8 protein-coding genes and 1 pseudogene are annotated in these 12,188 nt (G+C 52.1%); 6 read left to right on the top strand and 3 right to left on the bottom strand.

All coding sequences use genetic code 11. The annotated features are described in order from the left end of the window. The first annotated feature begins 194 nt into the window (after window positions 1–194). Together B2U47_RS06275 and B2U47_RS06270 are read left to right on the top strand one after the other, a co-directional pair. Window positions 195–1,034, top strand: a complete 840-nt coding sequence (locus B2U47_RS06275; RefSeq protein WP_296674185.1) for a sulfurtransferase — start codon at window positions 195–197, stop codon at window positions 1,032–1,034. Window positions 1,035–1,147: 113 nt separating this feature from the next. Next, entirely contained in the window at window positions 1,148–3,451 is a 2,304-nt protein-coding gene (locus B2U47_RS06270) for a YgiQ family radical SAM protein (RefSeq protein WP_296683849.1), read from the top strand. Here B2U47_RS06270 and B2U47_RS06265 read toward each other — a convergent pair. After that, window positions 3,448–4,167 carry a hypothetical protein gene (locus tag B2U47_RS06265; RefSeq protein ID WP_296683851.1) on the bottom strand — a complete coding sequence of 240 codons (720 nt, stop codon included), beginning with the start codon at window positions 4,165–4,167 and terminating at the stop codon, window positions 3,448–3,450. The genes B2U47_RS06270 and B2U47_RS06265 overlap by 4 nt on opposite strands. Window positions 4,168–4,364: 197 nt before the next feature. Here B2U47_RS06265 and B2U47_RS06260 point away from each other — a divergent pair, with 197 nt between their 5' ends. The 4 genes and pseudogenes from B2U47_RS06260 to B2U47_RS06245 form a co-directional block, all read left to right on the top strand. Further along, window positions 4,365–7,001, top strand: coding sequence for a hypothetical protein (locus B2U47_RS06260; protein ID WP_296683854.1), 2,637 nt, complete (start codon window positions 4,365–4,367; stop codon window positions 6,999–7,001). 14 nt (window positions 7,002–7,015) lie between these two features. Further along, window positions 7,016–8,155 carry a DUF6402 family protein gene (locus B2U47_RS06255; protein WP_296683856.1) on the top strand — a complete coding sequence of 380 codons (1,140 nt, stop codon included), beginning with the start codon at window positions 7,016–7,018 and terminating at the stop codon, window positions 8,153–8,155. A 6-nt stretch (window positions 8,156–8,161) separates the two neighbouring features. Continuing rightward, window positions 8,162–8,566: a hypothetical protein gene (locus B2U47_RS06250; protein ID WP_296683858.1), complete on the top strand. Its 405-nt coding sequence runs from the start codon at window positions 8,162–8,164 to the stop codon at window positions 8,564–8,566. Between the two features lie 3 nt (window positions 8,567–8,569). Further along, window positions 8,570–10,390, top strand: a pseudogene (locus B2U47_RS06245) (YgiQ family radical SAM protein); the annotation flags it as partial. 16 nt (window positions 10,391–10,406) lie between these two features. Here the strand turns inward: B2U47_RS06245 and B2U47_RS06240 are convergent. Continuing rightward, complete coding sequence (locus B2U47_RS06240; protein ID WP_296683860.1) at window positions 10,407–10,835, bottom strand: hypothetical protein; 429 nt, start codon at window positions 10,833–10,835, stop codon at window positions 10,407–10,409. Window positions 10,836–11,297: 462 nt separating this feature from the next. Further along, window positions 11,298–11,918, bottom strand: a complete 621-nt coding sequence (locus tag B2U47_RS06235; protein ID WP_296688285.1) for a hypothetical protein — start codon at window positions 11,916–11,918, stop codon at window positions 11,298–11,300. Window positions 11,919–12,188: the final 270 nt, after the last annotated feature.

The following is a 12,188-nucleotide window of genomic DNA, read 5'->3' as shown; positions in this document are numbered from 1 at the left end:
GGGGGAAGGGGTTGGGGAAGGGGGGATGTTCGGCGTGAGAAAGCTGCTGACACCAGCTTGCGGGATACGTTGAGGCAGGCGGCATCAAACCCACGCATGGTTTGCTTGTTGATGCGGTGGGTTTTCCTTTGTCCGCGCTGGCTTGATGGTAGAATCAAGGGCTTGTCATGATACACACGCGGAATTCCAGCCACATGTATACCACCCTCATCGACTGTACAACCCTTGCTCAGCATCTGGCTGACCCGGACTGGCTGATCCTTGATTGCCGTTTCAACCTTGCCGATACCGCTTATGGCGAAAGGGTCTATGCGCAAGGCCATATCCCTACTGCGCATTACCTGCATCTGGATCATGATCTGTCGTCACCCATTACCCCGCAATCAGGCCGTCACCCCCTGCCGGATGTGAATACCTTGGGCGCAAAACTGCGCAGTATCGGCCTGAAGTCGTCTTCGCAGGTGGTAGCGTATGACGATTGCGGCGGGGCGATGGCAGTTCGTGCCTGGTGGTTGTTGCGCTGGCTGGGACATGAGGCCGTGGCAGTGCTGGACGGTGGTTTTCCGGCTTGGCAACAGCAGCAGGGAATGCTGGAAACGGCGACCCCGCCAGTCGTACTGCCCGGCGATTTCCAGCCCCGTTTGCAAGCAGGGTTTACGGTGACAACAGCACAATTGCTGGCGGCAACGCATGACTGGCAAGTGGTGGATGCACGCGCACCTGAGCGTTTTCGCGGTGAAAAAGAGCCGATTGACCCGGTAGCTGGGCGTATTCCCGGCGCGGTGAACCGCCCATTGACCGACAACCTGATGAGCAACGGCCTGTTCAAAGCGGCGCAACAGTTACGCACCGAATGGGAAAGCGTGCTTGCCGGGGTGGAGTCTGTGCAGGTGGTGCACATGTGCGGCTCGGGTGTGACGGCTTGCCACAACCTGCTGGCCATGGAAATCGCCGGGTTGATGGGTTCACGACTTTACCCCGGCTCGTGGAGCGAGTGGATTCGCGATCCTGCCAGACCGGTTGCAACGGGTTGAAGCCTGTTGGCAAGCCGTGTGATGCATGGCAATTCCAGAGCATTAGTGTGTTGAAAAATGCCAGTAGCCAATAACCTGCTACAATGCCTTACCTTTGACTGCGTTGTTGTCTTATGTCTGCCCAAATCCATGCTCCTGTTGCCCTGAAACTCTTCGACCACCCCAAATACTGGGCAGAATGCTATGGCGTGTCCGACTATCTCCCCACCAGCCGTGCGGAAATGGATGCGCTCGGCTGGGACTCCTGCGACATCATCATCGTCACTGGCGACGCCTACGTCGACCACCCCTCGTTCGGCATGGCAGTGATCGGACGGGTGCTGGAAGCGCAAGGTTTTCGCGTCGGCATCATTGCCCAACCCGATTGGCATTCCAAAGACCCGTTCATGGCACTGGGCGCACCCAACCTGTTCTTTGGCGTGGCGGCGGGCAATATGGACTCGATGATTAACCGTTACACCGCCGACCGCAAGACGCGCTCCGACGATGCTTACACCCCCGGCGGGTTGGCGGGCAAACGCCCCGACCGCGCCACGCTGGTGTACACCCACCGTTGCCGCGAAGCTTACCCCGACGTGCCGATCATCATAGGCGGCATCGAAGCCTCGTTGCGCCGCATTGCCCATTTCGATTACTGGCAGGAAACCGTGCGCAAGTCGATCCTGCTGGACGCCGCCGCCGACCTGCTGCTGTATGGCAATGCCGAACGCGCAGTGGTGGAAGTCGCGCACCGCATTGCCGCTGGCGAACCCGTTGCCAGCATTACCGACGTGCGCGGCACAGCCTTCATCCGCCGCGACACCCCCGCAGGCTGGATGGAAATCGACTCCTCGCGCATCGACCAGCCGGGCAAGATCGACCGCATCATCAACCCGTATTTGAACACCACCGAGATGGACGAATGCGAGATCGAAAAGCGCAATGTGCAATGGTTCACTTACGAAGACCCGCGCAGCAAACGCGCCGACGAACACAAGCTCACCTTCCACCCCCGCGCCCGCTTGCAGCGCGACACCACCGTGATCCGCCTGCCGTCGTTTGAAAAGGTGAGTAAAGACAAATCCCTGTACGCCCACGCCAACCGCGTGTTGCATCTGGAAACCAACCCCGGCAATGCCCGCGCTTTGGTGCAAAAACACGGCACGGTGGATGTGTGGATCAACCCGCCGCCGATCCCGCTGTCCACGCCGGAAATGGATTTCGTGTTCGGGCTGCCCTACGCCCGCCTGCCGCATCCGGCCTATAACGGCGAACGCATTCCCGCCTACGAGATGATCCGTTTCTCGGTCAATATCATGCGCGGCTGCTTCGGCGGTTGCACCTTCTGCTCCATCACCGAACACGAAGGGCGCATCATCCAGAACCGTTCGCAGGAATCCATCATCCGCGAAGTCGAAGACATCCGCGACAAAGTGCCGGGGTTTACCGGAGTGATTTCCGACCTCGGCGGCCCCACCGCCAATATGTACCGCCTCGCCTGCAAAGACCCGAAGATCGAAGCCGCCTGCCGCAAACCCGCCTGCGTTTACCCCGACATTTGCCAAAACCTCAACACCGACCATGCCGCGTTAAAAGAACTGTACCGCACCGCACGCAATTTACCGGGGATTAAAAAGGTCTTGATTGGTTCGGGCTTACGTTACGATTTGGCGGTTAAAGACCCCGAATATATTAAAGAATTGGTCACGCACCACGTCGGCGGCTATTTAAAAATCGCCCCGGAACACACCGAAGCAGCCCCGCTGTCCAAAATGATGAAACCGGGCATCGGCACTTACGACAAGTTCAAGCAACTGTTCGAGAAATACACCAAAGAGGCAGGCAAGGAACAGTACCTGATCCCCTATTTCATCGCTGCACACCCCGGCACGTCCGACGAAGACATGCTCAACCTCGCGCTGTGGCTGAAGAAAAACGGCTTCCGCGCCGACCAGGTGCAGGCGTTCTACCCCTCGCCGATGGCCTCCGCCACCACCATGTACTACAGCGAAAAGAACCCGCTGCATCAGGTCACGTACAAAAGCGAAAAGGTGCAAACCGCCAAGTCGCTGGAACAGCGCAAGCTGCACAAGGCGTTCCTGCGCTGGCATGACCCCAAGAACTGGCCGCTGCTGCGCAAGGCGATTGCGGAGATGGGGCGGCAGGAACTGATCGGCGATGGCGAGAATCAGTTGATCCCGCATTACAAGGCGGGGGAAGAAAACCTCGTTTATGAGGCGCATCGGCGGAAGAATAAGGGTGGGGAGCATCAGAAGCGGGTGGGGAAGCCTGCCCCTAACCAACCTGCAAACAAGCAGCAGGCTGGGAAGAAAATGTTGACGCAGCATACGGGGTTGCCGCCGAAACCACGGGCGGATGCCGGGGGCAAAGGCAAACCTACCCCCAAACACAAACCATCAAACAAACGGCGGGGTTAATCCAGCGGACAACCTCCCCCTGTCACCGACTGGTCAAGCCCACCAGCCATTGGGTCATAACGGGTGCTTTCAACCAAAAACTGGGCAGGGCGTTGGTAAGCCCCCGCTTTGTCCACCCAAAAGCCTTCACAACTGGTCGAACCGCAGGTCGGGCAAGTACGCCCAGCACGGGTGACGCTAACGGGTCGTTGCAGCGGACTATCCACTTTAGCTGATTTTGTCCATTCCATCAGTTTGACGGAATGCGCCTTGTCGCTAAACAAAACCCTTGTTATGCCATCTTTACCTTGCTGCACCACCCAAAACAAATGCCAACCATGTGATGAAACGGGGGGACAGGTTTTATCTTGCATAGCCAACCATTCCCGTGTTTCTGGATTGTTATCGGTTTCCACCACCAAACCCACTAGCGGACACGATTGTTTTGGTATCACTGCTGTCGCCACATTGAGCAATGCCCCAACTGTCAACGGCAAAACCGCCTCTGGCTGAAGACTGCCCCCAACGGCTCGTGCATCTCCCCGTTCCAGCGACACCAGCAACGTATGGTTTGCCAACCTGTCAAAATCTGCCTGATTGAGGTTTGCAACGGTAGTGGTTCTCCCGCCCCCCCCAACAGGCTTGACATCATCCGCTTTGCAGCCCCCCAATGCTGTAACAGCAAGCAGCAAAACCAGCAGGCAACGGATAATTGGGAGCTTTGTGTTACGTCTCATTGTGTCAGTATCCTTTATGAAAGTTAGCAGCCATTGTATAGCACATAACCAACTGAAATAATTGCCATGTTTTATATTGTTACAATTTTTAACAAAAAATATGCAAATGATACTTGAAAAAAAAAAATACAAATGGCGTATAACTACCGACCAGCGGCATTCATGCACCAACCCCAAGCATCACAGGAGTGAGCCTCATGGCACAAACCGTTTCTGACAAGCATACCCGTTATGCTTTCCATGCCAGCCAGTTAAACGAAGCAAAAGATACCATCCGCAGGACACGTAGGTATTTCTTTCCTGCTGACCAACTGCCACCGGAAGGCGAAGATGGGGACTGGAACAAGTGGTTGGTGACAGTGACCGTTGAGCAATGTTCGCTGTATGCCTCCGTCAGCAAACTCAAAACTGACCCGGCTGCTGACCCTGCCAAGCTCGCCACGATGGAAACCGCCATGAACAAGTATGTTGTGGACTATAATGCGGCGGTAGCGGCTTATCCCCAACAGATGGCAGAGATGCAAAAACTGGAAAGCACCAACGACAAGTTCCTTGCCCCCGAAAGCAAGCTCAACGAATATCTGCACGTATTGGATGAAGAAACGTGTAGCTACCTCTGTGCCGGGACAAGTAACAGCCCAACCCAACAAAGCCCATCTGCCCCTTGCCCATGTCAGTTTTTTGGTGAGAAAACCATTGAACTGACCGGAAGCCAAACCGACGCAGTACGGGTCTGGAACAGCAATTCCCACCTAAAAAACCTGACGGTCATGGATAACCGCACCTACACCGAAGCACACCGGGATGCCATCCAATTAATTCCACCAAAAATGACCGACAAAACCCGCAAGGTCAAAATGCTGAAAGACGGGTTTGAACAGGAGCAGGACTGGATATTGTGCGACCAGATGTCCGCCGCCATCCTTGAAAACGTCACGGTTGAGGCGTGTACAGTCAAAGCCCCCGGTGGCCCCTTGCAGGGGATATTCAGCAGTGACGGGCTATTTTCCAACCTGAAAATCCTCAACAACACCATCCAGACGGCGGGCGAACACGCCATCACCATCAACGGTTTCCTGAGCGGGGAAATCTCTGGCAACACCTTGCAAGCAGTTGCGGGGAAAACCCCAGCCATCCGCCTGTACCCAACCCGCATTGGCGGCAACCAAGCCGAGGAAGGCGTGGCATGGATTCTCAGTTTTGCCAACGAAGGTGGCACTAACCCAGTGTTGCAATACAGTAACCCTGTATTAGGCAATAATCCTTTGGTCGGGGTAGCAGGCAAAACCCAAGCCGAACTCATTGATGCCCGTTCCGATATGCCGGAAAACTACCGATGGAACAGTTTTGGGCTGGAGAACTTCCGCTACTACGCCTTCCGTGACGAGTTCAGCAACCTGACCTTTGGGCAATACCGCACCCTTGACGGCGGAAAATATTACATCCAACTGAAGGCATGGTTGGAAGACCGGATTGCCGAATACACCAACGGTATCCGCAAGATGCAGGGCTACCTGCCGGACATTGCCAACATCCAGACCGACGAACGCCACACCCAAGTGCTGCCAACCCTGCAAAAGGCACTGACAAACGCGGTCAACAGTAGCACCTACGATCATGTCAGCATCTCCAACTTCCCCGAAACGCCAATCAAGGTGTTTGTTGCCAAACAGCTTGCACTCAAACATGGCAACCTCAGGAAACTGGTGGCATTGAATGGTGTGGTACGCGCAACACCGCTCCCCAACCTGACCGCGCAAGACATGGAAAAACGTAGGCAGGCAACCCTCAAGTATTTGCTGGATGCAACACAATTGGCGGATACCGTTGCCAACCCATTGCCAGACCCGACGCTCCAGCAAGGAGCAACGTCCGGGACACAAAGCACAACCGGGGCTACCGGAACAACTGGTGGGACAACCACAACACCCACCGCAACCACCCTACCCAAAAATTACGGCACACTTAAAATCCTTGCCCAACCGCTGACAGTCCAGCAGGGCGACAGCATTACTTTCTCGGCGGATGCCAGTTTGCACTCAGCATCCGGGGACAAACTCGCTTGGTACTGGTCGGCGAGTGGCAAGACTGCCAGCACTGCCACCTTCACGCTCGACACCACCGGGCTTGCCGTGGGTGAGTACAGCGTCAAGGCAACACTTTACGTGACCCCGGCTGGGACAACCCAACGCACCGCTATTGCTGGCAGTGCCATGTTCAACGTTACGGCAAAAGCGGCAGCAACCACGCCACCAACAGTGCAAGAACCACCACCAGAACCTGCATTGCCCAAACCCCTGACCGCCAGTGGCGCATTGGGGATGTATCTGCGGGTCAGCGAAACCAGTGTCCCACAAGGCAAGACCATTACGTTCTCCATTGACCCCTCCTACCTTGCCCAACAGCAACAAGGGGCAAAACTGACGTATTACTGGACAGCACCGCTCAATTCCGGCAACCCGGCAGGGCAAGCTGCCACCTACACCATCAAGACCGATACGCTTGTTCCCGGTAATAGTCACACGGTGAAAGTGACGTTATACCGTCAGGCAGATGGCAGTACGACGAAGACATCACAAGGCGGGGTGGCAACGTTTGGGGTAACAGCAGCATTGCCAACAACAGGCACTATCAATGTGGTGGTTATGGACATTGATACCCAGCAGCCGATTGCAGGGGAAAAGTACACCCTGACACTGGATGCTGACCCAACCAAGAGCTACCCCGGCACAACAGGGAGTGACGGCAGTGTTTCAATGAAAGATGCGCCACTGGGTAGCTACACATTACGCTTCGACGACCCAACCATTGTTATTACCACCCAAACCCCATAAGCAAGGAGACCATCATGGCGTTACTAACAGAAAATAATGGATCATCCTGTACAGTGGATTGTGTATCTGCCAACCAACAAGTTGGTAATCCCCAACAGGTTTGGATAAAAAAAATCCCTGACCTTGATACGATGTGGCATGGAACACCTATCCGCTGGGTCATGATGGAAGCGGCGGGTAAGAACTACAATGTTCCTGTTTATGATATTCAGGTTTATGGAGAGGGTCTTGCCTCTTCCACCAATGGATATGACATGATCGCCCTCGACCATCCCAGCGCACAAGCATATTTAGTAGCTGTCAATCCTTCAAAACCAATGCGCCTTAATGAAATTCCCGATGCAATGGATAAAATGGGTTGGAAAGTCTCAGCACAAACCATGCGGTATTGGTTTTCAATAAAACCCGCTTGGGTAATACCCCAAAATATAAAAGAAGGAGAGTCCGACCCGATGCAACTACTCCCAAGCCAATATGATGAGACAATCATCAAAATGGATTGGATATTACAATTTCCACGAGTAAAAGAAGCCTTTGAGGATTTATATGCCAACTGGGCAAGTGAGGCTGGCATTAAGCAACTAAAAAAGCGACTTATGAATGCAGGGTGGCAGGAAAATGAGCCACTTCCATTTAGGCTTGGATACCAGCATGAAACAGCACGAGAACTAGATGCTCTCTGTCAGGTCAATTTTCGTGGATTTGGTGAAAAATTAGATACACTTGATGATCTTTATGGCGCACTAGGCATCGCCAGTTTCAAACTAGCAGTGATCGGAACAGTTACTCAATCTTTATCAGCATCATTGAGTGATCCATATCAAGCTATTTTTACAGTGGAAAAAATTGGTATTTATATGAGAGACACATTTGATTTCACTAGTAGCACTTTTTTTGAGAAGATCGTTCCACTTGGAGTCTGGAGTCGCGAAAGAGTTTTAAGCAAAGCAGAAATGATAGACTATTTTGCGTTACCTGCTATCTCCATGCCATCACAACCGATGACAAGAAACATGAAATACCCTGGATTCGTTCCAGTATACAACCAGCATTTTCGGGACTGGCAAGCAGCCACTAACGAAGGTGGTGATTTTGTTGTCTACTCAGACATCAAGTGGATGCCCGTTAATGTACAATACATTACCATTGCCTGATGAAAAATGTTTAAAACGCAAAAATTTAAGTTTATTACCATCTTATCACTGGCAATCTTAATTGGATTAACTTGGTACAATGGGGGGCGATGGTTTTCCATCTCCCAAAGTAACTATATCAGCCCAAAAGGCTACTATCGCGTCAAGATAATCTATCATCCGTGGGACGTAGGGTATGGCTATGCTGATTTGTACGATAATCAAAGTGGTAAGTTACTTGCTAAAAGTCAAAAATACCCGATTAATGACAATTCATCTATTATTTGGACAAGCGAATGTCATGAAAAACCTTCTATAGATATTGGAATGAATATATGCTTCCAGATTACACCGGAACCAGTGCAACCCTGCTGTAAATCAGGGCAACCCATTGTTCCGCTACAAGCAAAAGCTATTTATATGGAAAATTGACAGCTAGGCGGCATCGAAGCCTCGTTGCGCCGCATCGCCCATTTCGACTATTGGCAGGAAACCGTGCGCAAGTCGATCCTGCTGGATGCCGCCGCCGACCTGCTGCTGTACGGCAATGCCGAACGCGCCGTGGTGGAAGTCGCGCACCGCATCGCTTCCGGCGAACCCGTTGCCAGCATCACCGACGTGCGCGGCACCGCCTTCATCCGCCGCGACACCCCCGCAGGCTGGATGGAAATCGACTCGTCGCGCATCGACCAACCGGGCAAAATCGACCGCATTATCAACCCGTATTTGAACACCACCGAGATGGACGAATGCGAGGTCGAAAAGCGCAATGTGCAATGGTTCAGCTACGAAGACCCGCGCAGCAAACGCACTGACGAACACAAACTGACCTTCCACCCCCGCGCCCGCTTGCAGCGTGACCAGACCGTGATCCGCCTGCCGTCGTTTGAAAAGGTCAGCAAGGACAAAGCCCTCTACGCCCACGCCAATCGCGTGTTGCATCTGGAAACCAACCCCGGCAACGCCCGCGCCTTGGTGCAAAAACACGGCACGGTGGATGTGTGGATCAACCCGCCACCGATCCCGCTTTCCACGCCGGAAATGGATTTCGTGTTCGGGCTGCCCTACGCCCGCCTGCCGCACCCGTCTTACAACGGCGAACGCATCCCGGCTTACGAGATGATCCGTTTCTCGGTCAACATCATGCGCGGCTGCTTTGGCGGCTGCACCTTCTGCTCGATCACCGAACACGAAGGGCGCATTATCCAGAACCGTTCGCAGGAGTCTATCATCCGCGAAGTCGAGGACATCCGCGACAAAGTGCCGGGGTTCACCGGGGTGATTTCCGACCTTGGCGGTCCCACCGCGAATATGTACCGCCTCGCCTGCAAAGACCCGAAGATCGAAGCCGCCTGCCGCAAACCCGCCTGCGTTTACCCCGATATTTGCCAAAACCTCAACACCGACCATGCCGCGTTAAAAGAACTGTACCGCACCGCACGCAATTTACCGGGCATTAAAAAGGTGCTGATTGGTTCGGGCTTGCGTTACGATCTGGCGGTTAAAGACCCCGAATACATCAAGGAACTGGTCACGCACCACGTCGGCGGTTATTTAAAAATCGCCCCGGAACACACCGAATCCGCGCCGCTGTCCAAAATGATGAAACCGGGCATCGGCACTTACGACAAGTTCAAGCAACTGTTCGAGAAATACACCAAAGAGGCAGGCAAGGAACAGTACCTGATCCCCTATTTCATCGCTGCACACCCCGGCACGTCCGACGAAGACATGCTCAACCTTGCGCTGTGGCTGAAGAAAAACGGCTTCCGCGCCGACCAGGTGCAAGCGTTCTACCCCTCGCCGATGGCATCCGCCACCACCATGTACTACAGCGAAAAGAACCCACTGCATCAGGTCACGTACAAAAGCGAAAAGGTGCAAACCGCCAAGTCGCCGGAACAGCGCAAGTTGCACAAAGCCTTCCTGCGCTGGCATGACCCGAAGAACTGGCCGCTGCTGCGCAAGGCGATAGCGGAGATGGGGCGGCAGGAACTGATTGGCGATGGCGACAACCAACTGATCCCGCATTACAAGGCGGGGGAAGAGAAGCTGGTGTATGAGGCGCATCGGCGGAAGAATAAGGGCGGGGAGCATCAGAAGAGGACGGGGAAGGTGGTCTCTAACCAAGCTGCAAACCAGCAGCAGGCTGGCAAGAAAGTGTTGACCCAGCATACTGGTTTGCCGCCGAAGCCCAAGGCAAACCCACACAGCAAGAAGCCCAATACCAACGGGACAAAACGGCGCGGCAAATGACCCGCGCCTTTTGCCGTTATTTCGCCACGTACTTTTCCAAACCCGCCACGATGTCCACCTTGTTGTAACCAGCAAAGTTCCCCAATGTCATCGTTGGCACATTGCCAAGGCGTTTGGTGACAGCCGATGGGCACGGCTTTTCCGGCTCGTAATCACAACGCTCCATATCGCTCTTACGGTAAACATGGTTGGCAAGGTCAAAGATATAAGAAGCGCGATACTTGCCGACAGAATGTCCTGTATAGCCGTGAGTGTATTCCTGCAACACAAATTCACCGTTGGCGAAGTGGAAGCGATAACTATTCTGCTTGTCACTGCTGGAGAATGGGCTGGCGCTGTTGTTGATGATTAGCAAGTCGCCGTTACGGGTCAGTTTCGCAGATACTCGCCACGGCTCATCACCCCTGCCTTTGTCACCGGGGTCAAAAGAAGCATTTGAAGCCATATCGACATAGCCGCCTCCCCGCTGCGTAATTCGGACATCCAGTTTATAACTGAACCAATCACTCCGATAAGGAAAACTGGTTACAATAACCTGATCGGGAATGCCATCGCGGTTAAAATCATAACTAAAGCTATCACTTTCATTTCTGTTGGCTGGTGTAGGCGATGCATACGTTTTGCTTTGGAAAGTTTGCTGCTGCGTCCGTATCCCGGCTGCATCAGTTTTAACACTGGAGTTTGCACGACAACCTACCAACCCAGTACCTATCAATACAGCAAAGACAATAAATAGAGTAAAAATCCCTCTCATATTCAGAATACACTCTTGGAAAATAAAATTATCATATTAAACTGGCCAAAGACCACGACATTTATTGATCGCATCGAATTTCACAAGATATTTAAATCATGAGCTAATAGCCTATTGAGCTAGCAGCGATACCATTTTGTTTCACAAAACCACTTAACTGCAATTAGTAGAAAACTTATAAAGCTCACCCCTTACAAAACCTTCAATTTCGACCCAGTTTTTGATCTCCTCTTCTGAAATACGATAGCTATATCTTGCAAAATTATCATCTCCAAATGGAATTCTTGAACAAACATGAGCATCGTTACATAAAAACATTAATTTATATTTATCGTTTTCGCTTGGAATAAAAATTTTATCGAAAAACCTGAAAGATAACTCTAGGTCAACAACATTTCCGCCTTGCCTTCGTTGAGTTACATCATCTCCAGTATAGAGCCTCATGCCATGCATTAACCTCCCACCACTCCATGAAGTAATCTTTTCAATGGAGTCCGCTGAAATTGTAGCTACACCTAAATAATTAGTATCAACCCCCAATGTGATATTCGTTAAAAATAGATTATTCGGCATACTGATAGAGTAAGTGCTTTTTGAAAAAGATAGGCCATCCAACACTCGATTAACAGGAATAGATAACTGACACCCTTTAGCCCTCTCACTTTTCATAACAATATTTATTCTTTGACTATATATGACATCTATTTGCTTGCGAAAATCTTTATCTAGCACAAAAGGAAATAGAAATACTAAGATAGTTAAATACCAAAACACCTTTTTCCTTCCCCAATACCATCCCATCAAGAAAGAAAATATTATTGATACTACAAAAGCGGAGTATAATAAAAATGGAAAAATGTCGAATCCATGATAATAGAACCAAACTTGGATGGCTGAAAGCATTATCAGAAATAAAAATGGAGGCTCCTTATGCGTTTCGGGGTCTTGCAGAGTGAACCTTGAAACTGGTGGCAACGAGCCCCACTGATAGCCATCCGATAAGTCAGGAAGCGAAGCAAATGGGCAGTTTGATCAGCATAGCCA

The organism is Thiothrix sp. UBA5583, from assembly GCA_002425225.1.
GTDB classification, from domain to species: Bacteria; Pseudomonadota; Gammaproteobacteria; order Thiotrichales; family Thiotrichaceae; genus Thiothrix; species Thiothrix moscowensis.
Note: the sequence above shows the minus strand (reverse complement) of the source record. Positions and strands in the feature narration are given on the sequence as shown.

What these genes read in the sequence shown, in the direction of transcription:
- B2U47_RS06240 (WP_296683860.1), bottom strand. Translation starts at nt 10,835, where the DNA reads ATGGCTTCAAATGCTTCTTTTGACCCCGGTGACAAAGGCAGGGGTGAT.
- B2U47_RS06265 (WP_296683851.1), bottom strand. Translation starts at nt 4,167, where the DNA reads ATGAGACGTAACACAAAGCTCCCAATTATCCGTTGCCTGCTGGTTTTG.
- B2U47_RS06260 (WP_296683854.1), top strand. Translation starts at nt 4,365, where the DNA reads ATGGCACAAACCGTTTCTGACAAGCATACCCGTTATGCTTTCCATGCC.
- B2U47_RS06275 (WP_296674185.1), top strand. Translation starts at nt 195, where the DNA reads ATGTATACCACCCTCATCGACTGTACAACCCTTGCTCAGCATCTGGCT.
- B2U47_RS06250 (WP_296683858.1), top strand. Translation starts at nt 8,162, where the DNA reads ATGTTTAAAACGCAAAAATTTAAGTTTATTACCATCTTATCACTGGCA.
- B2U47_RS06255 (WP_296683856.1), top strand. Translation starts at nt 7,016, where the DNA reads ATGGCGTTACTAACAGAAAATAATGGATCATCCTGTACAGTGGATTGT.
- B2U47_RS06270 (WP_296683849.1), top strand. Translation starts at nt 1,148, where the DNA reads ATGTCTGCCCAAATCCATGCTCCTGTTGCCCTGAAACTCTTCGACCAC.